Annotated in this window: 24 protein-coding genes; 5 read left to right on the forward strand and 19 right to left on the reverse strand. The window is 55.3% G+C overall.

Features of this window, described 5'->3' with window-relative positions; translation table 11 throughout:
• Positions 1–13: 13 nt before the first annotated feature.
• The 5 genes from DPRO_RS13725 to DPRO_RS13745 form a co-directional block, all read right to left on the reverse strand.
• Complete coding sequence (locus tag DPRO_RS13725) at positions 14–559, reverse strand: A24 family peptidase (protein ID WP_097012567.1); 546 nt, start codon at positions 557–559, stop codon at positions 14–16.
• Between the two features lie 150 nt (positions 560–709).
• The gene (locus DPRO_RS13730) at positions 710–892 is read right to left on the reverse strand and encodes a Flp family type IVb pilin (protein ID WP_097012568.1); all 183 of its coding nucleotides are present in this window, start codon (positions 890–892) and stop codon (positions 710–712) included.
• Between the two features lie 422 nt (positions 893–1,314).
• Positions 1,315–1,479 carry a Flp family type IVb pilin gene (locus tag DPRO_RS13735; protein WP_097012569.1) on the reverse strand — a complete coding sequence of 55 codons (165 nt, stop codon included), beginning with the start codon at positions 1,477–1,479 and terminating at the stop codon, positions 1,315–1,317.
• 9 nt (positions 1,480–1,488) lie between these two features.
• Positions 1,489–2,622 (reverse strand): phosphatase PAP2 family protein, encoded by a 1,134-nt coding sequence (locus DPRO_RS13740; RefSeq protein WP_097012570.1) that lies wholly within the window; start codon positions 2,620–2,622, stop codon positions 1,489–1,491.
• A gap of 82 nt (positions 2,623–2,704) precedes the next feature.
• On the reverse strand, positions 2,705–4,093 hold the full coding sequence (locus DPRO_RS13745) for a sigma-54-dependent transcriptional regulator (RefSeq protein WP_097013759.1): 1,389 nt from the start codon (positions 4,091–4,093) through the stop codon (positions 2,705–2,707).
• Positions 4,094–4,343: 250 nt separating this feature from the next.
• Between DPRO_RS13745 and DPRO_RS13750 the strand changes: the two genes are divergently transcribed.
• From DPRO_RS13750 to DPRO_RS13765, 4 genes are all read left to right on the forward strand, one after another.
• The gene (locus DPRO_RS13750; protein ID WP_097012571.1) at positions 4,344–4,730 is read left to right on the forward strand and encodes a TadE/TadG family type IV pilus assembly protein; all 387 of its coding nucleotides are present in this window, start codon (positions 4,344–4,346) and stop codon (positions 4,728–4,730) included.
• Positions 4,660–5,970 carry a TadE/TadG family type IV pilus assembly protein gene (locus DPRO_RS13755; RefSeq protein WP_097012572.1) on the forward strand — a complete coding sequence of 437 codons (1,311 nt, stop codon included), beginning with the start codon at positions 4,660–4,662 and terminating at the stop codon, positions 5,968–5,970. Before DPRO_RS13750 ends, DPRO_RS13755 begins: the two co-directional genes overlap by 71 nt.
• Positions 5,971–5,979: 9 nt before the next feature.
• Positions 5,980–6,447: a TadE/TadG family type IV pilus assembly protein gene (locus tag DPRO_RS13760; RefSeq protein WP_097012573.1), complete on the forward strand. Its 468-nt coding sequence runs from the start codon at positions 5,980–5,982 to the stop codon at positions 6,445–6,447.
• A gap of 213 nt (positions 6,448–6,660) precedes the next feature.
• Positions 6,661–7,392: a tetratricopeptide repeat protein gene (locus DPRO_RS13765; RefSeq protein WP_097012574.1), complete on the forward strand. Its 732-nt coding sequence runs from the start codon at positions 6,661–6,663 to the stop codon at positions 7,390–7,392.
• 82 nt (positions 7,393–7,474) lie between these two features.
• On the opposite strand, the gene arsB is transcribed toward DPRO_RS13765, so the two are convergent.
• From arsB to DPRO_RS13835, 14 genes are all read right to left on the reverse strand, one after another.
• Positions 7,475–8,566, reverse strand: a complete 1,092-nt coding sequence (gene arsB, locus DPRO_RS13770; protein WP_097012575.1) for an ACR3 family arsenite efflux transporter — start codon at positions 8,564–8,566, stop codon at positions 7,475–7,477.
• 20 nt (positions 8,567–8,586) lie between these two features.
• Entirely contained in the window at positions 8,587–8,934 is a 348-nt protein-coding gene (locus tag DPRO_RS13775; RefSeq protein WP_097012576.1) for an ArsR/SmtB family transcription factor, read from the reverse strand.
• A 232-nt stretch (positions 8,935–9,166) separates the two neighbouring features.
• Complete coding sequence (gene trpA, locus DPRO_RS13780) at positions 9,167–9,928, reverse strand: tryptophan synthase subunit alpha (protein WP_097012577.1); 762 nt, start codon at positions 9,926–9,928, stop codon at positions 9,167–9,169.
• 98 nt (positions 9,929–10,026) lie between these two features.
• Entirely contained in the window at positions 10,027–11,190 is a 1,164-nt protein-coding gene (trpB, locus tag DPRO_RS13785; RefSeq protein ID WP_097012578.1) for a tryptophan synthase subunit beta, read from the reverse strand.
• An 81-nt stretch (positions 11,191–11,271) separates the two neighbouring features.
• Positions 11,272–11,901, reverse strand: a complete 630-nt coding sequence (locus tag DPRO_RS13790; RefSeq protein ID WP_097012579.1) for a phosphoribosylanthranilate isomerase — start codon at positions 11,899–11,901, stop codon at positions 11,272–11,274.
• Positions 11,901–12,671, reverse strand: a complete 771-nt coding sequence (locus DPRO_RS13795) for an indole-3-glycerol phosphate synthase TrpC (RefSeq protein WP_097012580.1) — start codon at positions 12,669–12,671, stop codon at positions 11,901–11,903. Before DPRO_RS13795 ends, DPRO_RS13790 begins: the two co-directional genes overlap by 1 nt.
• Positions 12,661–13,668 carry an anthranilate phosphoribosyltransferase gene (gene trpD / locus DPRO_RS13800; protein ID WP_097012581.1) on the reverse strand — a complete coding sequence of 336 codons (1,008 nt, stop codon included), beginning with the start codon at positions 13,666–13,668 and terminating at the stop codon, positions 12,661–12,663. The genes DPRO_RS13795 and trpD overlap by 11 nt, the downstream gene beginning before the upstream one ends.
• A gap of 4 nt (positions 13,669–13,672) precedes the next feature.
• Positions 13,673–14,245, reverse strand: a complete 573-nt coding sequence (locus DPRO_RS13805; protein ID WP_097012582.1) for an anthranilate synthase component II — start codon at positions 14,243–14,245, stop codon at positions 13,673–13,675.
• A complete protein-coding gene (locus tag DPRO_RS13810) occupies positions 14,226–15,683 on the reverse strand; it encodes an anthranilate synthase component I family protein (protein ID WP_097012583.1) in 1,458 nt (485 codons plus the stop codon). The genes DPRO_RS13805 and DPRO_RS13810 overlap by 20 nt, the downstream gene beginning before the upstream one ends.
• 276 nt (positions 15,684–15,959) lie before the next feature.
• The gene (locus DPRO_RS13815; RefSeq protein WP_097012584.1) at positions 15,960–16,730 is read right to left on the reverse strand and encodes a prephenate dehydrogenase/arogenate dehydrogenase family protein; all 771 of its coding nucleotides are present in this window, start codon (positions 16,728–16,730) and stop codon (positions 15,960–15,962) included.
• A 25-nt stretch (positions 16,731–16,755) separates the two neighbouring features.
• Entirely contained in the window at positions 16,756–18,096 is a 1,341-nt protein-coding gene (gene aroA, locus DPRO_RS13820; RefSeq protein ID WP_097012585.1) for a 3-phosphoshikimate 1-carboxyvinyltransferase, read from the reverse strand.
• Positions 18,093–19,193, reverse strand: coding sequence for a prephenate dehydratase (pheA, locus tag DPRO_RS13825; RefSeq protein ID WP_097012586.1), 1,101 nt, complete (start codon positions 19,191–19,193; stop codon positions 18,093–18,095). The genes aroA and pheA overlap by 4 nt, the downstream gene beginning before the upstream one ends.
• A gap of 126 nt (positions 19,194–19,319) precedes the next feature.
• Positions 19,320–20,303 carry a 3-dehydroquinate synthase II family protein gene (locus tag DPRO_RS13830; protein ID WP_097012587.1) on the reverse strand — a complete coding sequence of 328 codons (984 nt, stop codon included), beginning with the start codon at positions 20,301–20,303 and terminating at the stop codon, positions 19,320–19,322.
• An 11-nt stretch (positions 20,304–20,314) separates the two neighbouring features.
• Positions 20,315–21,115 carry a 2-amino-3,7-dideoxy-D-threo-hept-6-ulosonate synthase gene (locus tag DPRO_RS13835; RefSeq protein WP_097012588.1) on the reverse strand — a complete coding sequence of 267 codons (801 nt, stop codon included), beginning with the start codon at positions 21,113–21,115 and terminating at the stop codon, positions 20,315–20,317.
• A 539-nt stretch (positions 21,116–21,654) separates the two neighbouring features.
• Here DPRO_RS13835 and DPRO_RS13840 point away from each other — a divergent pair.
• Positions 21,655–23,013, forward strand: a complete 1,359-nt coding sequence (locus DPRO_RS13840; protein WP_097012589.1) for an ammonium transporter — start codon at positions 21,655–21,657, stop codon at positions 23,011–23,013.
• Positions 23,014–23,019: the final 6 nt, after the last annotated feature.

The following is a 23,019-nucleotide window of genomic DNA, read 5'->3' on the forward strand; positions in this document are numbered from 1 at the left end:
GTTCCCTCCCTTCCTATGGGATGATGACCGAGCCGGTCTGGGTAAAATTCAGGATCATGGCGCCAACGGTGCCGATGGCAATGGCGACTCCGTAGCAGAGGCGCGGCATGGTCTGTTCCGTTTCGATGGGGGAGTAGTCGTACTTTTTGGTGGCGGTGAGCCGCAGGAAGGTGCCCCAGATGTTGGCGAGAACGGCCTTCAGGACATCTCTTCTGCGAGCCAGGATCACCAGTGCGTAGACGCCGCCGGCCAGACAGGTGAAAAGGAATGCGGTGAAGGTTGCGTTAACGCCCAGCCATGCGCCGATACCGGCCATGAGCTTGACGTCGCCCGCGCCCATGGAACCCAGAAAGAAGGGAATGACCATGAGGATCAGGCCAAGGGCGAAACCGGCTGCGCTGAGCAGGAGGCCGTCCAGGCCAGAATGAATGGAGTGAACAACCAGTCCGCTCAGGATGAGTGGAAATGTCAGCCAGTTGTAGATTTTCTGGCTTCTGAGATCGGTGATGGTTGCGATAAGGAGTGCTGTTGCCAGCACGATGGTGATGAAAATATCCATGGTTCCCCCCGGTGCCAGTTCTCCCGCAGTTCATCTGCTTTCCCCTCAGATGACTGAACCGGGGCGGCGGGCGCTTTCCCGCTGCCCCGGTTCGGCTGCTCTGGCTGCTTCCGTTAAACGGTAGTACCTAATTTCTGTTTTGCTCGACCTCTAGGGGCTAGAAGTGGTAGCGGCGGTCATGCTGCTCGCGATGGAGCTGAAGGTGGTGGATACGACGTCACCGAGAGTGGTAACTGCGCCAACGATAGCTGCTGCGATCAGGGCGGCGAGCAGGCCGTATTCGAGAGCGGTTGCGCCGTCTTCATTCATGATCAGATTCTTGATGGTCATCATAGTGTTTCTCCTTGAACATTTCCCGGTATGGGATTTTTTGAAATTTGTTTTTGTGTTCTGCACATCAGCCACGCCCTCAATATAGCAACCCGTGTGCCAGTGGTTTTTGCTTGGTGAAAATTTATGTTTAACACACTGAATTTACTGATTATAAAAAAATGAATTTGTGTGTTGGCGTATTCAAACGGTTGATTGAAGCAGCAGGGGTCCACTTTTTGTGGAGGTGCTAAAGCTGACTATTTAAATCGGAGTTCATTAGAGAGTCAGTTTTTACAGGTAGTTACATAGTGTCTATTAAAAATGGATTGAGGGTGTGTTCCGATGAAAAGTGGATTCACAGTTGGTGGAGACAATGGAAGAGGGCTGCCCCGGCGTGGGGCAGCCCTCTTCCATTAACCTGTAATATCGGTGGTGTGGGTGCGTTAATTGACTACCGTTGTGATGGCAGTTGAGATGGAACTGAAGATGCCCCGCATCTGCGTGCCAAGGGACATGACCGCGCCGGATATGACCACTGCGATCAAGGCGCCTATGAGGCCGTATTCCAAAGCTGTGGCACCGCTTTCATCTTGTATGAGCCGTAACATGTCATCCTCCTATGGGTGAATGGGTCGGTGGGAGGAGGTGCAGCCTCTCCCGGAAGTCATGCGACGGGATATCCAACCGCATAGATGCCAAATGGCAATGGTCATGACCAGTGAGACATATCCGTCTACGGCATAATGCCAGCCGAGGTGGATGGAGCCGATCATGATGAATCCGCAATAGATGGTAAAGATCCAGCCCGCGAGTCGGTTGACCCGCCAGCCAAGGAGAGCCATCAGCACGGCAATGGAAACATGCATGCTCGGCATGGCTGTGATTCCCGAAACCAGGCTGACATGGCGCGTTTCGTAGTTCGTGAACAGGGTTTCCTGCATTTGGAGTGCCCAGATGGGGAATGTCTCGTTGGCCTTGTACAGATAGTCCATCAGCGGAGCGTATACGTCCCGTCCTTCGACTATCTGGCCGTAAAAGCATGGTCCGGCAGACGAGAGCAGGGTGGCAGCCGCGGTGCCGATCAGGACCCAACACAGGAAGAATGCGCTGATATACTGCATCCGCAATTGCCGGTTGTCTGTGGCAAAGGCCTGCCAGTAGAAAACCATGATGATGATGAAGAGCCAGATGTTGTAAAGGAAGTTGATGATGAAACTGACCAGCGGGTAGCCGAGGATGGGTTGCAGCAATCGCCATGGATCGATGCCGAAGTGGATGATTCTGTCCAGCTCGAAAAAGGCGGTATCCAGATAGAAGGGAACCACAAGGGGGATCATGCGCTTGAAGTTGGAAAACACGGCCAGCAGGAAATAGAAGCAGGCGATGGCGATGGCGGCGCTGAAGAACCGCTCGTACGAGAAGAAGTCGGTCTTGAGGCGTGCGTAAACATGGGGCAGCAGCTTGCGTGGACGGTCCTTCACCTGCATCCGTACACAATACATTATAAAGAAACAGGCCATGGTCAGGAGGAGCAGGTAGACGCCGGTGATGCCGAAAAGGCTGAAGCTTGAGAGGGCTTGCAGGCCGAAATAATTGGTGTAAGCCACACACGACAAAGCATAGACCGCGAACAACGCTATGATGAAGCGATGGTGGCGGACGCAATCGAGCAGCGCATGGAGCACGGTGTTCGCATGCAGGGCAAACGCGTTCGATGGCATGGAAGCCGCTATTGACTTTGCTTGAGGCATAGATGGTCCCGCATTGTTCAGATGTTGATCCGAGTAAGATGCTGAACCTATCCACTAAGAATGGATAAACAGTGTGATTCAGCTACCGGTTCTTGAACATTGCAGGATCGATGCCATGTTTCTGGAGCTTGTTCCAAAGATTCTTGGCAGAGATGCCCAGAGCGTCGGCGGCATCGGTTTGGGTTCCTCCGGCCTTGCGGAGTGCGTGTTCGATAAGATGGCGCTCGTATTGGATAAGTGCCTGCTTGAGGGGCAGGTCGGTTTCCGGGAGGACCATGCCGCGCTGCTCTGGTTCAGGCTGCTTGTTGGAAAAGGCCTGATCCACCTCAGCCGGGGTAATCACTGATGAGGTACAGAAAATGGCGGCGCGTTCCACGGCATTGGCAAACTGGCGCACGTTACCGGGCCAGTCATAGTTGAAAAATATTTCCATGGCATCGGACGAGATCGAGGCGATATCCGTACCCAATCGACGGTTGGCACGATCCAGAAAGAAGTCGGCCAGTTCGGGCAGGTCGGATTTACGATCGCGCAGCGGCGGCAGAATCAGCGTGGCGACATTCAGTCTATAGTATAGATCGCTGCGGAACTCGCCGTCTTCTATGCGCTGCTCCAGATCCTGGTTGGTGGCGGCAATGATGCGGACATCATATTGAATGGGTTTGGCCCCGCCCAGTCGCTCTGCCTGTTTCTGCTCAACGGCGCGCAGCAGCTTGGGTTGCAGGTGCAACGGCATCTCGCCGAGTTCGTCCAACATGATCGAGCCACCTTTGGCCTGCTCGAACTTGCCAGGCTTGGCTCCTGTGGCACCAGTGAACGCCCCCTTCTCATGGCCGAAGAGTTCACTCTCAATGAGATTTTCCGGGATGGCGGCACAGTTTATCTTGATGAAAGGACCGCTGGCCCGGTTGCTCAAGGCATGGATGGTGTCGGAGACCAGTTCCTTACCGGTTCCTGTCTCCCCCATGATCAGCACGTCGGCATTCAGCTCGGCCACGCGGGCAATGCGCTCTTTCAACGCCATCATGGGTGTTGATTGGCCGATGATATTGTTGAGCGGCGTCGAGCGTCCCCGTTTCCTCAGTTCGGCCAGCTCGCTCTGCATACGCCGTTTTTCCATGGCGCGGCGTACAACCACTTCCATTTCCGAAAGATGAAATGGTTTGGTAAAGTAGTCATAGGCTCCGAGTTGCATGGCCTGCACGCCGGAATCCTTTGAAGAATAGCCGGTCATGACAATGACATCGACGCCGGGGGCGGCGTCCGCAAGGTGGGGGAGAGCTTCAAGGCCGGACATGCCGGGGAGCTTGATGTCATGGAGAATGAGGTCGAAGCTTTCCGCTCCGGCCTTTTTGATTCCTTCTTCCGCCGAGGATGCTGTAACGACCTGATAGCCTGTGTCGGTCAAAGCCTCGACAAGCATACCTCGAAAAGCGCGGTCATCATCTACGATGAGTATTCGCTCAGACACCATGAAAACTCCCAATTCGGTTTATCTGAAAGTATACAGGTATTCTTTGGTGTGTCCACAAAAAATAGATGTTTGTGTTTTAATCAATAAAGTCAGGCATTTCACGCAAAATGAAACATACGTTTTTTCTCCTTTGATATAGGGAGGTTAGTAATCAGTTGCGTCAAGTCGCGTTAAAATTGGTCCAACTCCTGCATTGACTGGCTACACAATAGAACCATGGCATTTATCTATAAAAAGGAGATTGGCAATGAGACACAGGGATGAATCACGCAACGGAATAGCAGTTGTGGAATTTGCCTTGATCCTGCCGGTCCTGGCCTTGTTGTTTTTCGTGCTCGTCGAGGGTGCTCATGCCATGCAGGCGTATTCCGATTTGGTTGAAGCCAGCCGTGAAGGCGCTCGTCTAGCGTTGATGGAAGGGCCCACATCCGACATCGACAGCCTTGTTCGGGCGGTGACGCAGGAACTGGATTCCGACGCCCTGACAACCCTCGTGACAACCGATACAGGCAACACTTCAGTGACAGTAGAGGTATCCTATGCTTATCAACCGTTTATCGAAAATGCCCTCGAACTTCTTACAGGCAGTCCTTCACTCCAGATCGTGGCGCAGACAACCATGCCGCTGCCGTAATATTTCACGAAGCGGTGCAGCCAGTACCGTTATCGCCCTGCTTCTGCCGGTCATCCTGGCCGTTGCCGGCTTGGCCATCGACATGGGCAACATGTATGTGACGCATACACGTCTGCAGGCGGCTGTTGACGCTGGAGCGTTGGCCGGTAGTCTGGAACTCCCGTATGATCCTGATTTGGAGAAGGGGATAGTAGAAGCCTCGGTCAATGACATGGTCGCAAAGAACATGCCCACTGCCATAGTCGAATCCGTTTCCCCGGGGACCGAAGTCCGCAGTGTGATCGTCGAAGGCAAGGCTGAAGTCAAGCTGCTGCTCATGCGTTTTCTTGGCATAGCCGACCAGTGGGTACGAGCCAGCGCCGCAGCAGGATTCAACAAGCTGGAAGTGGTCTTTGTCGTCGATAATTCCGGTTCCATGCGTGGTTCTCCCATCAGTATGGTCAAGCTGGCTTCCGTTGAGTTGACCAAGCTGCTCATCCCTGATGGAGCGACGCCCGACACCAAGGTCGGTGTGGTCCCCTTCCGCGGCAAGGTTCGTATTGGTGAAGGCGTTGACGGGCTGCTGGCCGGATGCCGAAATGCCGATGGTTCACTCAACGAAGACGGATTGCATGAAGATTTCATGGATATGTATTGGGCGCTTCCCTATCAGTATCGACGCGCCATTGCCATGGATACCTGCTCCAATATCCCCGAGACCATGCCCCTTTCTCAGGACCGGCCGGCCATCATCGCCGCCATCAATCGTCAGACCGCTACGGGTAACTCGTCGGGAACCGTTATTCCCGAAGGCATCAAGTGGGGCCGTCATGTGCTGACTCCTGAAGCGCCCTATACCGAGGGCGGCGACAAGGAAGATTTCCGCAAGATCATGATCGTTCTGACCGATGGTGACACGGAAGACGGTGAGTGCGGTGGCCGTTATCGCGCCGGATATCGCCCCAACAACTACTGGACCAATGCGTACTTCCGTATGGGTGACGATCAATCCCACTGCGAAAACGGTGGCGTGCTCAATGAGGAAATGCTGAAGGAAGCCCAGATGGCCAAGGATGCCGGTATTGAAATCTTTTCCATTCGATTCGGTAGTTCCGATTCCACGGACATAGCCTTGATGAAGGAAATAGCTTCCAGCAAGCCCGGGACGGATGACCATTACTTCGATGCTCCCTCGGAACACGATATCCCGGATATCTTCAAGAAGATCGGCAGACAGCTCGGCTGGCGACTGCTCAACTAGGAGGGAGACATGAGACACCTGCAAAAACGCAAGCAGCGACGTGGTATCGCGACCATGGAATTGGCCCTGATCCTCCCGTTTATCCTTGTGATGACAATGGGGCTGATAGAGCTTGGGACTATGTTCTATTCGTGGATGACCCTACAGAAAGCGGCACAAACCGGTGCCCGTTTCGCCACCACCGGGATCGGGGAGGAAGAGGGAACCCGTAATGCCCAGATCGTGCAGATCACCGAAGAATGGGTCGCCTCCCTCGATAAGGGAAACAAGGAAGTCGTGCTTAGGTTCTGGCCCACGCGTGAAGCCAGTGGAGAAGGCGTTGAAGGGAGTGCCGGTGGGCCTTGCCAGCTCGTCGAGGTGGCCGTCAATTATGCCTACCACCCATTTACGCCGCTTATCAGTTCTCTTCTTCCCGAAGTGATCATGATGGAAGGCAGCGAAAGAAAATTGAATGAACCCTGGAAGCCGTGCGAATAGCACGCAATGAACAGTCCTTTTGCGGTTTCACCGCCCTTAGCCTATGGAAGGGGTCTCGAAAGAGGCTCCTTCCCTTTTTTGTGGGAAGATATTGGAATTGAGAAGAATTATTGATTTTCCATTGACCCTGCTGTACAGAATGTACAGTCAACACAGGGCAATTGTTCAGATAAGCGGCGGTACCTCTTTTCACGATTAATTGGAGACCATGTTTTGAGTGAATTTCCACAAATATTGGGTGTCTATTCGTTGTATCTGGAGTCGGAAGTAGGGACCGGCGGCACAGCGGACAAACATGCGAACGTCACCTACTGGTATGCTCGCCAGTTGTCGGATGATGATTTTGAAGTGCAGCCCCTCAATGCCCATCATGTCCCTTCCGGTGTTCGGAGTGTCATGCAGCGCATGGATTTTCTCCGGCAGTACACACCTGAGCCTACATATTACCGAATCCACACCGTCCCGGCGCTGGAATCCCTGGCCAGAAAAATCGACGAAGGCGAACAGGCCTTTGCTGACGGCGACTTCGATACTGCCGAGGCGCAGTTTATCAAGGCGCTGATGATCGACGACAAGAATATCGATGCAAACTATGGCCTGGGTGAAGTGTACTCGGAGACAAAAGAATTCAATAAGCTGAAAAAAGTACTGAATACCTTGCTGGGATTGGCCGAAGCGTTCACCTATGAACACCGGCAGAAATTCAATCGGTTCGGTATCAGTCTCCGCAAAAACGGACACTATGACGAGTCCATTCGTTACTACAAGAAATCACTGGAAATCGTGGACGATGACGAAAACGTCCACTTCAATCTCGCCCGTGTTTATTTCGAGAAAGGACAGAATGATCACTGTATTAGCTGTCTCGAAGCGGCGTTGAATCTCAATCCCGAGTTTGTGGAGGCGCAGCGGTTTTTGAAATATTGTCAGAAACGTCTGAACTGAGTTTCCTTGGATCATTGCTAAAAAAAAGGCTCCACAAAAAGTGGAGCCTTTTTTTATGCGCATATGATTTTTTTGAAGGAGGCTAAGTATCGCATTTAACATGGCAGACACCGGTGATGGTCTCAACAGCATTGGGGAAAAACTTCCTCTTGAAGTATAGCGCCACATTGACCAGAGCGATGAGGACCGGAACTTCGACAAGGGGGCCGATGACCGCGGCAAAGGCTTCGCCGGAATTGATGCCGAAGACCGCGATGGCAATGGCGATGGCCAGTTCGAAGTTGTTGGATGCGGCAGTGAAGCTCAACGTGGTGGCCTGCTCATACGTGGCATTCGCCTTGTACGAGAGGTAGAACGAGACCAGAAACATGACCAGGAAGTAGATGGTCAGCGGTATGGCGATGCGAATGACATCAAAGGGAAGCTGGATGACCTGTTCGCCCTTGAGGGAAAACATCACCAGAATGGTAAAGAGGAGAAAGACCAGTGTCAGGGGGCTGATGCTGGGGATGAAGGTGTTTTCATACCATTCGCGCCCTTTGAGCTTCAGCCCGATGAAGCGTGTCAGCATCCCTGCGATGAACGGAATGCCGAGATAGATGAAGACGCTTTCGGCGATCTGCCCGATGGAGATGTCGACCACAACGCCTTTAAGCCCGAACCAGCCGGGGAGGACCGTGATGAACAGGTAGGCGTACAGGGAGAAAAAAAGCACCTGAAAGATGGAGTTGAAGGCAACCAGTCCTGCGCAGTATTCGCAATCCCCCTCTGCCAGATCATTCCAGACGATGACCATGGCGATGCAGCGGGCCAGCCCGATCAGGATGAGCCCGATCATGTATTCATGGTAACCGGACAGAAAAGTGATGGCGAGGGCAAACATCAGGATGGGGCCGATGATCCAGTTCTGGACGAGGGAGAGGGCAAGGACCTTGAAGTTGCGAAACACCTGCCCGAGTTGCTCGTATTTTACCTTGGCGAGCGGTGGGTACATCATCAGGATAAGCCCGACGGCAATGGGAATATTGGTGGTGCCCACCTGAAATGAATTAATCACGTTCTTGATGTCTGGATAGAGGTAACCGACACCGACACCTACGAACATGACCAGAAAAATCCAGAGTGTCAGATATCGATCCAGAAACGAGAGTTTTTTTACAACTGACTCGGACATAATAGCTCCTTGCTGACCTGTTACCCACATGATCCAGTGTTTTTGGTTTTGAGATGGCGGCATAGTTGCTCATGGTCTTCTGTTGCTTGCGGAACCTGTGGCATTGCCTGCCGCAGTGCCGATAGTACGCTGCCCTGAACCGGATTTTCAGGAGCGGCCAGGCTGTAATATATCCATTTCCCGCATCGTCTGCTCGTAACCCACTCGGTTCGTTTCAGAAAAGCCATGTGTCTGGACACCTTTGGTTGTGGAAGCTCCAGCACGGCCATCAGATCACAGACGCACAACTCGCCGTGTTCCAACAGGTTGAGAACCCGCAGACGTGTCGGATCGGAAAGGGCTTTAAGGCGTTCGGCAATTTCTTTCATCGGCAAAACATATTCGCTTAAGCAGATATGTCAATGGCCGTGCGCGATCTTTTTCTCATTGTCACTGAGAAGTAACAGGCAAAGCACAGTTTGAGAGAGTGCATTTCAGCGGGGAAGAATCAGTAGCAGGAGTAGCGGCCAGGGCGAAGCGATGAGGAATGTATGCAGGCTTTTTTTGGATGGTGTCATCAAATAAGAAAGCCCGGTTGCCCGGGCTTTCTTTGTGATTGAATTATTTCCATGGTTCCATGAACTGTGTACTCGATTTGCCTTCATCGATGTGTGTGATGAGGGCCGAACCGAAGACCGCGGCATCCACCAGTCCGTCGAATTGTTCGAGTTGGTCAGGGTGTTTGATGCCGAATCCAAGGGCAATGGGGATGTCGAAGACTTCTTTGGCCTCGGCCAGCTTTTCCTTGACCCGTTCGGGCAGGGAATCGCGCTGGCCGGTGGTGCCGAGGACCGACACAAAGTAACAGAAACCGGCAGCGTTTTCAGCGTAGAGCTTCATGCGTTCCTTGGACGTGTTCAGGCCCACGAGCGGAATCAGGGCAACGCCGTGCGGCTCGATGGCCTCTTTCACGAAATCGGATTCTTCAAACGGCATGTCGGCGATAATCAGGCCGGAGATTCCGGCGGCCTCGCAGTCGGCGCCGAATTGGTCCAGGCCGTATTGGTAGACCGGATTCAGGTAGCCCATGAGCAGCAGGGCCGCATTGAACTGGCCTTTGCGTTCTTTGAGTCCGTCGAAAATCCAAGCGAGATCGATGCCGTCAGCAAGGCATTTGAGTGATGCTTTTTCGACCACGGGTCCATCAGCGACAGGATCGGAAAACGGCATGCCGATTTCGATGACCGATGCTCCGGCTGCGTCCAATTGCTCCAGCTCCTTCCAGAACTGGTCGCGGTTGGGATAACCGGCTGGAAGGAATGGGATCAGGCCGACCTTGCCTTGTTCTTTGGCTTTATCAATGGATATTTGTATGGGATTCATCATTTTTCCCCTTCATTTGCGAGCTGCGCTTCACGGCGCACCATCATGATTACGAAAGGGCCGGAGTTGCGTGGCAACGGTTGGCCCATGCGACAGTCTTACAGGATTTCGTCAAGAATCCCGAGGTCCTTGTCGCCACGCCCGGACAGGCAGACCAGCACTGATTTACCCTGCAGTTCTTCCTTGTGCTCAATGGCGTAAGCCACGGCGTGGGAGGATTCCAAAGCAGGGATGATGCCTTCGCGTTGGGAAAGCATCTTGAAGGCGTTGATGGCCTGTGCGTCATTGACGGTCACGTACTCGGCGCGTCCGATGTCCTGCAGATGCGCATGTTCCGGGCCGACACCGGGGTAATCGAGGCCGGGAGCCACGGAGTGGGATGGTAAAATCTGGCCTTCCTTGGTCTGGAGCAGCTTGGTCTTCATGCCGTGCAGGATGCCGTCCGTGCCGTGATCCAGCGGGGCAGAATCATGGCAACCGGGTTCGCCGGTTCCCGCGGCTTCGACACCGACGATCTTGACGGATTCGTCGGGTACGAAGTTGTGGAACATGCCGATGGCATTGGAGCCGCCGCCGACACAGGCCACGACCACATCAGGCAGGTCGCCGTCGTTGCGGTCCATGAACTGCTGACGGGCTTCCTTGGAAATGATCTGTTGAAATTCCCGTACCAGCTTGGGGAAGGGGTGCGGTCCGGCTGCGGTGCCGAAGCAGTAGTGGGTGTTTTCCTGATCAGCCAACCAGCGGCGCAGTGCTTCGTTAATGGCGTCCTTGAGTGTTTTCGTGCCGGATTCAACGGCGACGATTTCCGCTCCCATGAGGCGCATGCGGTTGACATTAGGGGCCTGACGAACCACATCAGTGGCGCCCATGTAGATGACCGCCTTCATGCCGAGCATGGCCGCGGCAACCGTGGTGGCCACGCCGTGCATGCCCGCGCCGGTTTCGGCGAGCAGCACTTCCTTGCCCATCATCTTGGCGAGCAATCCCTGACCCAGGGTGTTGTTTATCTTGTGCGCGCCGGAGTGGTTGAGGTCTTCGCGCTTGAGCCAGAGTTCGACCCCCAGCTCTTTCGACATGTTCGGGCAATAGGTGATGGTCGAAGGCCGTCCGACATTCTCTTTAAGCATGTTGGCAAAACGGGTCTTGAATTCTTCCGAGGGAAGGATTCGCTCCATGGCCTCTTCCAGTTCGATGAGCGGTGGCATGAGCAGTTCAGGAATAAACTGTCCGCCAAAATCGCCAAAGTATCCTTTTTTCATGGCTCGTATCTCCAGCCGTACCGTCAAAAGCAGGTATTAATGACCTGCATCGTTTGTCGTACGGCGTAATCTGTATCGTTCTCAATCAGTTGCGGCATCAATGCGATCAAAGACGGCGCGGAGCTTGTCCGCATCCTTGATCCCCGGCGACTTCTCAACGCCGGAGTTGATATCGATGCCCGGAGGATTTAGGGCCAGCACTTCATCAATATTGTGTGGCCCGATTCCTCCTGCTAGAAACCAAGGTGTATGAATTTCAATATCTTGTAGCTTGCTGAAATCAATGGTCTGCCCTGTCCCGCCCTGGCCTTTGGTGCCTGCATCCAGCAGGAAATGACCGCACGCTTCCTCGAATCGTGCAAGGTCGGCCTGGAGCGCGGCACCCGAGCTGTACGTATCGGGCCAGAAGGTCCGAATGACCCGATCCGGCCCGATGCGCCAGCAGTAGTGGATGTCCGGGCTGCCATGGAGCTGTGCGGCGTGCAGGCCGCATCGCTCCATGATCTCCAGAACCTCTTCATGGGGCTGGTTGACGAAGACTCCGACCTTGGAAACCTTACCGGTTTTTACCGAGGCCACAAAATCGGGGTCGACGTTGCGCGGGCTTTTGGGATGAAAGATGAATCCGAGCAGATCAACGCCGAGTTCGACGCATCTTTCCACATCTTTCATGCGGGTCATGCCGCAGACTTTGACCAGCGGGCGGGGCATTACTTTGCTCCCGTCAGCTCAGCCAGCTTTTCGCCGGGGTTTTCCGCCTGCATGAGCGAGGTGCCGACGAGGATGGCATCGAATCCGAGTCCGGCCATTTCCTCTACTTCACTGCGCTCGTTGACGCCGCTGGCGCAAATCCACAGTTCGCCGTCCTTCTTCTGCTTGATGAAGTTGCGGGCCTGATCAAGGGTGGTCTCCAGCGTGTCGAGATCACGGTTGTTGACCTGGATGATGTCGGCACCAGCCTCACGGGCCATGTCGAGGTCTGCCTGATCGAATATCTCGACCACGGGTGCAAGACCCGGCATGCGGGCGATACCGATAAGCTGCTGAAGGTGTTTGACGTCATCACACATGCGGGCGATGAGCAGCACGGCCGAGGCCGGACTGGACGCGGTCATGGCCACCTGCAGCGGGTCGAAGATGAAATCCTTGCGCAGCAGGGGAACACCGGCCTGACTCATCATGAACAGGTAGTCCGGGTGGCCGCCGAAGTATTTGTGTTCGGTGAGGACCGAAATGGCAGCCGCGCCGTTCTTTGCATAGTCATCGGCAAAGTCGAGCGGGTTGGCGTTTTCGCGCAACACGCCTTTGGACGGGCTGGCCGGTTTGAATTCGGCGATGATGGCTCCGGGGCCTTTTGCCTTGATGGCTTCGACGAACGACGGACGTTCGCCCTGATACACGCCGGGGATGCGTCCCTCGACGAAATCCTTTCGCAGGGAGTCCAACTCCAGCTGCTTTGCTTCCTTGAACTTATCCAACATAGGGTATTCCTTTCTGTAGTCCTTGGTGCACAGCGTCACGCGCCATGTCGGCGCATTCACGCATGGTGCCTTGATCGAGAAGATTGAGGCACCCTGCCAGATTAAGCGCCACCATGTCCATCATCGCTTCAGGCCCTTTACCGGCCAGAATGTCGCGCAGCTTGGCCACGGCTTCCGCCTTGTCGGCCACGCGAACACCCTTGGGGTCGTGTTGTTTGAAGCCCAGACGATCGGGATTGATGGTCATTTTTTCCATGGTGCCTTCTTCGATGGCGTACCCGCGGTTGACGCCCCAGGTTGTCAGCTCATCAAAATTACCGGCTCCGGTGAAGACCAGTGCGCGATCCACGCCGGTCAGCAACAGGGTCTCACCCATCAATTCGAGCTTGGTGGAGTCGCCGATACCCATCAACTGGTGGGAAGGGCGGGCCGGATTGAGGAGCGGACCCATGAAGTTGAAGAGCGTGCGGATGCCGAGTTGTTGGCGTACCGGCATGACGTATTTGAATGCAGGGTGGTAGGCCGGGGCGAACAGGAAGGCGAAGTTGTACTTTGCCAGTCCGGCTGCGGCCTCTTCAGGAGTCTGCTCCAGCGGAACCCCCAGCTCTTCCAGTGCATCGGCCGAACCGCAGGAGGAAGACAGGGCGCGATTGCCGTGCTTGGCAACCGTGTATCCCATGTCCGCCAGAAACAGTGACACGGCAGTGGAGTTGTTGAAGCTGGATTGACCGTCACCACCGGTGCCACAGGTGTCGATCACCGGCTTGTCATTGGTCCCGTCATAACCGGGAATCTTGTTGGCATAGGCCACACCGGCTCGAACGCCTGCTGCCAGGTCGGTGGAGTCTTCACCCTTGGCACGCAGCCCCATGAGAAAAGCCCCGGTCTGTGCTTCGGTCATATCGCCGCGCATGAGCGTGTCGAACATGAAGTCGGCCTGCTCGTCGTTCAGCGCTTCTTTCTGGGCCAGTTTTTCGAGAATTTCTGAAACAGTCATATGCTTATCCTTTCACGTTCAGGAAGTTTTGCAGTAATTTCGGTCCGTCCGGTGTCAGAATGGATTCTGGGTGGAACTGAACACCGTGCCATGGACGGTCCTTGTACTGAAGGCCCATGATTTCGCCGCGCTCGGTGCGAGCTGTTACATCAATGGTGTCGGCTGCCTTTTCAGCCGGAACCACCAGCGAGTGATAGCGGCACACCTCGAAAGGCGAATCGAGTCCGGCAAAGACGCCCTGTCCTTCGTGGTAGACCATGGATGTCTTGCCGTGCATGATCCGCTCGGCCCGCTCCACTGGCGCTCCGGCAAAATGCCCGAGGGTCTGGTGACCGAGGCAAACGCCCAGCACCGGCATCGATTGAGGCAGCCGGGCGAGGAACTCCAGGCAAAACCCGGCGTTTTCCGGGTTGGACGGGCCGGGAGAGAGGCAGACGCGCTCCAGTTGTGGATCGGTCGCCAGTTCCAGCACTTTTTCGCGGTCGTTGCGAATAACGACCGGATCAGCGCCCAACTGCTGGAATGCCTGCACCAGATTGAAGGTGAAGGAATCGAAATTATCTATCAGCAAAAACATCGGTGCCTCCCTTGCCGGTGATCACTTCGAGCAGTACACGCGCCTTGTTGTGGCACTCGTTCCATTCCGCTTCAGCATCGGAATCGTAAACGACTCCGGCACCGGCCTGCCAGTGGCAGACACCGTCGCGAATCCACATGGAGCGGATGGTGATGCCCGTATCAAGGGAAACAACACCGTCGTCCAGTCCCATCCAGCCGATGCAGCCACCGTAAGGACCGCGATCCTGCGGTTCGAGATCGGCGATGATTTCCATGGCCCGAATTTTGGGTGCGCCCGAAAGGGTTCCGGCCGGGAAGGTGGACTGCAATACATCCACACCGTCCAACTCGTCTTTCAGTTCGCCCTCAACATAGGAGGTGAGGTGCATGACATGGGAAAAGCGCTCGACATTCATGAATTTTTCAACGGTGACCGTACCGGGTTTGGATATCCGGCCAAGGTCGTTGCGGCCCAGATCGACCAGCATGACATGCTCGGCGCGCTCTTTGGGATCGGCCAGCAGTTCGGCTTCCAGTCGCCTGTCTTCCTTTTCGGTTTCGCCGCGCCATCTGGTTCCGGCAATGGGCCGAACTTCCAGTTGGCCGTCTGCGGAGCGAACCATCATCTCGGGCGAGGAGCCGAGCAGGGTGGTGCCGCACATCTTGCCCATGGACGAGCATTCCGGGAATTTCATGTAGAACATGAATGGCGAGGGATTGGCCTGCCGAAGGCGCCGATAAATGCGGAACGGGTCGTCGGGGACAGGAACGGTGAAGCGGGTGGAAAGCACCACCTGGATGCATTCGCCTTCAGCTATCAGCTCTTTGCACCGCTCGACGCCAGCCATGTACGCTTCTTTACCGGGATAAACCGTGGGTGTCCCGGCATCCGGGGCTTTGAGGTCGGCACCCCATTGAACAGGGGCTGGCATGGGGGTGGCCCCTTCATCAAGGCTGAGGTAGCAGCAGGAGTGGCGGAGGTGGTCGAAGAGTACCATCTGTCCGGGCAGGACAAGGCATGCTTCGGCGTCTTCCGGCTTGCAGACATTCTTGAGTTTGCGCTCGAACATTCCGGCCACGCCGTAACCGAAATAGCCGTACAGCCCTCGGGTGAGTCCCGGCAGTCCGTCGCGGCTGTTGCCGCCTTCTGTGGTCTGCGTGATCGAGAGCTTTTCTATGATTTTCTTGATACCCGGCAGGTAGTCCATGCCGGAAAATTCCTTGAGTGGTTCCAGTCGGTCGTCGGCAATGTCCACGACCAGCTTGCCGTCCACAGGATGGAGGGTCAGGCGGTAGTCCCAGGCGAGGAGTGAATATCGGCCAAGTCGACCGTCTACTTCAGCGGATTCGAGCAGGATGCCCGGTTGGTCTGCCACCAGTCCCATATAGAGGCTGATGGTTGTCTGGACGTCGGCCGGGAGCCATTTCCCGTGCTGCGTCAATGTAATCGAACTCATAAAATTTCCTTCGTTGCGGTCCATTCCGTCGAGTCAGGAGTAGATGCACCTGTGCGCGGGGAGCGCACGGCGAACCGGTCCGTATTCAACGGGATCAACCTAGATGGCTAATTGTAGGGGCGGGGAATTACCTGCCACCCTTTGACTTTTTTCTGATTTTCGTACTTCTTTCACGTGAAAGGCATTGTCTTCTCCTTAAAAAATACAGCCGCTCCCTAACGGAGGTGCGGCTATGGTATATACCTTGATCGCCCTATGGGCAAATGGCGCACCTCGTCATCGAATGGACGGGTCCCACCACCACTGTGCCCGATTAGTCAGCAGTTCGAGATCACCACCCGCAGCCAGGCTGAGGTAGGTCATGAACTTGCGGTTGGTTTCCTGTAGATACGGGTTGGCTTCTGAAATGGTTTCAAACAGTTCCATGTCCACCGTGAGCATCTTGTGAGCGGAATCCAGTCGGCGCTTGAACGACGGAGTCACGAAATTCTTGATGCTCGGGATATCCCGTGTGGCAGCCAGAAAGGCCACGGTGGAGGTGAAATTCAGCCCCTGAACAAAGGCCATGGCCCGATCGTGTTCATCGGCCGTGGTCATGAAACTTTCATATCCACAATCGGCAAAGAGCTGGCAGACCTGTTGTGCGGCCTGATCGTCGCGCTCCCGTCCCGGTGCCACGGCAACCCGCGGGGCAAAATCTTCGGGAATCACATTTCCGAAGAGGGGGTGAGTGCCCACTACCGGCCCGTCGTGACGCTCGGTCATCGCTTTCATGGGGCCGACCTTGACCGACCCGACGTCGGCAAGGATGGTGGAATCCAGCATATGCGGTTTGAATCGGTCGACCACATCGCCCATGGCGGTAACCGGCACACACAGCAACAGCAACTGGCAGTCGGCCAGGGCGTCGCGGATCGCTTCCTCTGTGTAGGGAAGGTCGAGACCGGTTACCCGGCAGCCTATTTCCGTGAACTTGTCGCGGAAAAGGGATCCCATGGTTCCATTGGCTCCGGCGATGGTGATCGTTGTTATCGTATCTTTCGTCATTGTCTTGCTTTATCGTGAAGTATCGTTAGCCGGTGATCTTGGCCCATTCATCCCAGAATCCCGGGAAGGACTTGCCCACACAGGCCGGATTGTCGAACTGCGTGTCGATATTTGCCAACTGGAAGAGTGACATGGACATGGCCATGCGGTGGTCTCCGTAGGTGGTGAAGTCGATGGTCTCCCCCTTGCGCAGTCGGCCCGGACGGATGATCAGCGAATCGCCGGTGATGTCGGTTTCGGCTCCGGATTTGGACGCCTCTTCCGCGCAGGCGGCCAGACGATCGGTCTCCTTGATGCGCAGGTGGGCCACGTTTTCGATGACCGTGGGCGAGGAGGCAAAGGCGGCGGCAGCGGATACCGTGGGAACGAGGTCCGGGCAGCGGCCCATGTCGACAGTTACGCCTCGCAGGTTGGCCGGTTCGACCAGAATGCCGTCAAAGGTGACCTGAATGGACGCTCCCATCTGGCTGAGAATATCCATGATAGCCCGGTCTCCCTGCAATGAATCGGCAGCCAGTCCTTTGAGCAGTACCGGACGTTTGCCCACGGCACCGGCGGCCATGAAGTAACTCGCATTGGACCAGTCGCCTTCCACTCGGTAGTCGGTGGCCTGGTAGCCGGACGGTTCCACGATAAAGCGGGTCTGTCCCGGGCGGGCCGTTTTCAGCGAACGCCAGGGGACCTCTTTCCATGAACCGCTCTTTTTGCTTTCCACGACAAAGCTGGCCTTGAAATCTTCCATGATGCGCAGTGTCAAAGCAACATAGGGCCAGGAAACGGCTTTTTCACCCGTTACATTGATGGTCACGGAATGATCAGCCAAGGGCGCGCCCAGGAGCAGGCCGGAGAGGTATTGGCTGCTTTCTTCCAGGGTGATGTTCACCGATTTACCGGTATAGCCCTTGCTGGTCATGATGAAGGGGAGGTGTCCCTTTTCTCCTTGGTAATCGAATGTCGAGCCGAGCTTTTCCAGTGCTCTGGTCAATTCGCCCATGGGGCGCTCGTGCATTCGTGGTGCACCATGAACATTGAATGATCCGTGTCCTGCAGCGGCAACGGCCGTCATCAGGCGGCAGGTGGTACCGGATTCGTGCATGAAGAGTTCGTGGGGGGCTTCGTCTTTGTTTTTCCCGTCAGCGTTGCCTCCTCGGGGACCATCCGTCATGCCCCTGACAATCAGGTCGCCGTTCTCTTCCTTGATGTCCGCTCCGCAGTTGGTCAGGCAATCCCGGGTCCGTGTGATGTCATCACTGTCGAGGGCAGACGAGATTCTGGATAGGCCATTGGCCAGCGCTGCCGCGATCAGTGTGCGGTGAGAGAGAGATTTGCTGGCCGGGGCGTTGATAATGATTGGTTTCTTGCTCATTGCCTTTCCTCCTGAGTGGGGTACGACCCCAATACGCGCAATGTGTGGCATTGGTGTCGAATGTCTTCGAGTACATCTTCGTAACGGTCGCCTCCGAAATCGCATTCGAGGTCCATGAAAAAGACGTACTTCCATTTTTCGCCCTTGAACGGACGGGACTCCAGTTTGGTCATGTTGATGGACTGGTGTGCCAATGTTGTCAGCACCCGGGCCAGTGCACCGGGTTTGTCCGGCAGGGTTATCAAAAGACTGGTCTTGTCGCGGCGGTCTTCCTGGCTTGGAGCAGAGCCGATGATCAGGAAGCGGGTCCAGTTGTCGGGCAGGTCCTCGATGGAGTCTGCCAGAATGCGCATGCCGTGCAGGTCAGCCAGCTTGCGGTGTCCGACTACAGCCGCGGCCTTCTTGCTGGCGACCAGCTTTGCCGCTTCAGCCGTGGACTCCATGGGGATGGTCGGCACGTCGCGCATGTTCGCGCGCAACCATTCCCGGCACTGACCGAGTGGCTGGGGATGCGAGTAAATGACTTCTACGTCATCAAGGGAGTCGGCATGGGACATGAGGCAATGGCTGATGCGGCTGAAGACCTCCGCCTGTATATATACCTTATACTTCATGAAGAGATCGACGACCTGGCCGACCGTGCCTTCAATGGAGTTTTCCAGCGGGATGACGCCCAGTTCGGCCCCTTCTTCGGCCACGGCGCGGAAGATTTCTTCAAAATTGTTCTTGGGCGTCAGCGCGGCGGAGCTTCCCATGTGTTCGATGGCTGCAAAATAGGAGAAGGTGCCTTCCGGCCCCAGATACACGACATTTTCCGGGCGTTGCAGATGACGGGAGGAAGACATGATCTCCCGATATATGGTGCGCAGGTGTCTGTCCGGCAGCGGGCCGGGGGAAGAATCTGCGATCATGTTCATCACTTCCTGCTCGCGAAACGGCTTGTAGATGGACTCGCCTTTGGCTGCCTTGTAGCGGCCAACGCTGAGGCTCACCTGAGCACGTTTGTTGAGCAGGTTGACGATCTGCTGGTCCAGATTGTCTATCTGACCGCGCAGTTCACCAAGATCCGGGATGTCGTTTTGTTCGTTGTCAGCCATCGTTTTCTCCTGTCGACCCTGGGGTCGTGCCTGTTCTGTGGCGTCAGGTATTGGTTTCAAGTGTTGGTATGTTCATCGCCCACACGGGCTACTGCTATCGTTCATCATTGGAAATCGGTACGGGGATTATCCCTCTTTGATCTCTTCCTTGATGCGCATGCCGAAGTGTCTTCCGGCCTCGTCTGTCTTGACCATGATCTTGTCGCCCTTTTTCAGCGTGACCACGGAAACAGGCTCGCCCTTGTCGTTGACGACGCGAATGGTCTCAGCGTTTTGCAGGAAAACCTGGCCTTCCTTGGTTCCGTCTTCGGTCTCCACTGCAGCCTTGATCAGCAGCATGGGGCGTACTTCGACTTTGACACGACCGACCGTGGACAGGGAAGTCTTGCCGTCGGCACCGACGATGAGCACTTCGCTTCCGGCACCCAGTTCTTCGAGATAGGTGGTCTTGTCACCGGGCATCTGGGCATAGGCGTGAACTGCACCGGCATTGATGCGGAAGGGGCGTGCGGCCACATAGGGGTTCGACTCGGTCTCGGCATGCACCAGAAAGGAAAAGGCCGACGAGTTACCGATGAGCATGCCCTGGCCTTTCTTGAGCATGGAGATGGTGTCGACGCAGACGCGGTGGCCGAGGCCAGTGGGCTCGATTTCAGTGACGGTTGCGATTTGAAGATCCATGGTTCCCTGCGAGAGTTTGAGTTCGGTAACGATCTGCTTCAGGTCGGCGGCTCCTTCAGGGAGAACGACCACGGTGTCGCAGCCACGCTCAAGGATACCGGCTGCCAGAACGGCACGATCCAGATTTTCACATTCCAGGGCAAGGGTATCCACCTGTGCGAGAATGTTCTCTACCGGGATGATTTCCCAGCCCTTTTTCAGGACCACGTCCTCGCCTTTTGCGATGCGTTTGACCGCGGTGTCCTCATCCGCCTTTTTTGTCAGCTCGACAACGGGCATGTCTTCAGGGGTGATGACAGTGACGCGACCAAGGGATTGCACGGCTTCCACTTGATCCTTTTCCACCATAACGGCGTCCACACCGGATTCGAGGGCGAGGGTGATCAGCTTTTTGTCAAAGGGGACCGATTTGAAGATGACTTTTTTCATGGTGCTTCCAATTACTGTTGATTGATATGTTCGAGGGCTTTTTCTACGGATTCGTCATGATGCACTATCATGTTCAGAGCTTCAACCAGTCTGGTGGGATTCTCATGCTGGAAGACGTTGCGTCCGACGGACAAGCCGGCGCCGCCCGCTTCCAGTGAATCGTGAACCATCTGGAGGAAGGATTCGGTGCTGTCGAGTTTGGGGCCACCTGCGATGACAACGGGTACGCAGCAGGCGTCACATACTTTGGAGAATGTTTCAGGATCGCCGGTGTAGTTGACCTTGATGATGTCGGCGCCAAGCTCGGTTCCGACACGGGCGCAGTGGGCAACGATGTTCGGGTCGTATTCATTGCCGACTTTCGGGCCCCGGGCGTAGACCATGGAAAGAAGCGGCATGCCCCAGTTGGAGGCGTCGGCGGCAATTTTACCGAAATCGGCCAGCATGGCGGATTCGGTCTCATCACCGAGATTGCAGTGGATGGAAATGGCGTCTGCGCCGAGGCGGATGGCGTCTTCTACGCTGGCGACGAGGGATTTGGCGTTGGGGAAGGGGGAGAGGGTGGTTGAGGCGGAGAGGTGGACGATCAGGCCGATATCTTTTCCTTCGGCTCGGTGACCGCATCGAACGAGTCCCTTGTGTTCGATGACGGCGTTGGCTCCGCCATCCACCACTTTGCCCACTGCTTCCCGCATGTCCACCAGACCGTCAATTGGTCCGACTGTGACTCCATGGTCCATGGGGACAATGATCGTTTTCCCCGTATTGCGATTGACGATTCGTTCCAATCGAATTGCTTTGCCGATGTGCATCTTTTTGCTCCTTGTTTTTTTTCTAGGCCCCCGAACGGTTTTTGCCGGCGGTCGAAAAAAATTAGGGCCGCCGGCTTACGCCCGCGGCCCTAAAAGAGGTTCTAGTTTGTTTGTATCCACCACTTGGTTACAGTGCACCTCTTCCCAGACCACGAGCGTGGGTATACCAATATCCAAAGTAAAAGTAGGAAAAGTATGCGGAGTGGGTGGCTTCAAACTTCATGATGCAAGAACACTAACACCATGCCAAGTTTTATGTCAACGATAAAATTTTACGAAATTTCAGGTGGATATCGTATATTACTATATATTAGTGTGACCGGCGGTCATTTTTGCGAGTAGTTATGAATTGACAATTTTGATGCAATTTGGACAATTCAAAAATGTAGAAAATAACAAATTTGCAAAAAAAGAACACTTTCAAAAACGCTAAAATACCAGTTTTTACGCAAATGGCAACATTAATCGGTTTTGGCACGGGTCTTGATAGAGGAGGGGCAGGTTAAGCAACGCATTCCACTTCAAGGAGGAGTACCGCAATGTTTGTAAGAAAGTCCCCGACCCCCAAGTTTTCGAAGGTCGCAGTCGCCATGGCCGCAATTGGTGCAGCACTGGTTCCGACCCTCGCCCACGCAGAAGAGGTAGAGTACCTCACGCAGAGCAATGGTAACATTCTCTGGACCCTGGTCGCCGCCATCCTGGTCATGCTCATGCAGGCCGGTTTCGGTTGTGTCGAAGCAGGTTTCACCCGCGCGAAATCCGCCGGTAACATCATGATGAAGAACTTCCTGGATTTCTCTGTCGGATCCATCTGCTTCTTCCTTTTCGGCTTTGCCATCATGTTTGGCCTTGACGCCGGTGGCTTCATGGGAACTTCCGGTTACGCCCTTGGCGGTGTTGCCGAAGCTGATCTGCCCTGGACCTACACGTTCTGGTTCTTCCAGTCCGTATTTGCCGCCACTGCTGCCACCATCGTTTCCGGTGGCATGGCAGAGCGCACCAAATTTTCCAGCTACATCATCGTATCCATTGTCCTGACCGGTGTCATCTACCCGTTGTCCGGTCACTGGGCATGGGGTTCCCTGTGGCTCGGCGATGACGGCGCAGGTTGGCTCGAAGGCCTTGGTTTCTGTGACTTCGCCGGTTCTTCCGTTGTTCACTCCGTCGGTGGCTGGATCGCCCTGGCTGGTGCCATGGTCCTGGGTCCCCGTATCGGCAAGTACACTGAAGACGGCAAGGCAAAGGCCATCCCCGGCCACAACATTCCCCTGGCCGGTCTGGGCGTCTTCGTCCTCTGGTTCGGCTGGTTCGGCTTCAACCCCGGTTCCACCACCACTGCTGACAACACCATCGGTTTCATCGCAATGAACACCTCCCTCGCTGCCGGTGGCGGTGTGCTCGGCGCCATGATCATCTCCTGGTTCCGTTACGGCAAGCCTGACATCTCCATGACCATGAACGGCGCTTTGGCCGGACTGGTCGGTATCACTGCCGGTTGTGCCACTGTTTCTCCCTCCGGTTCCATCGTGATCGGTCTCATCGCCGGTATGCTGGTGGTCATGTCCATCGAATTCATCGACAAGGTGCTGAAGATCGATGATCCGGTCGGTGCATCTTCTGTCCACGGCGTGTGCGGTGCCTGGGGTACCCTGGCTTGCGGTCTCTTCAATACCGACGGTGGCCTGTTCTACGGCGGCGGCTTCGCCCAGCTCGGCGTACAGCTCATCGGTGTCGGCGTCTTCTTCATCTGGGCGTTCGGCGCAGGGTATATCCTGATGTCCATCGTGAAGGCCATGTTCGGTCTGCGCGTCACCAAGGAAGAGGAACTCAAGGGTCTGGATATAGCCGAACACGGCTCCGAGTCCTACAACGGCTTCCAGCTCTTCAGCAACGAATAGTCGCGA

The sequence above is a fragment of the Pseudodesulfovibrio profundus genome (genome assembly GCF_900217235.1).
Lineage (GTDB): Bacteria > Desulfobacterota > Desulfovibrionia > Desulfovibrionales > Desulfovibrionaceae > Pseudodesulfovibrio > Pseudodesulfovibrio profundus.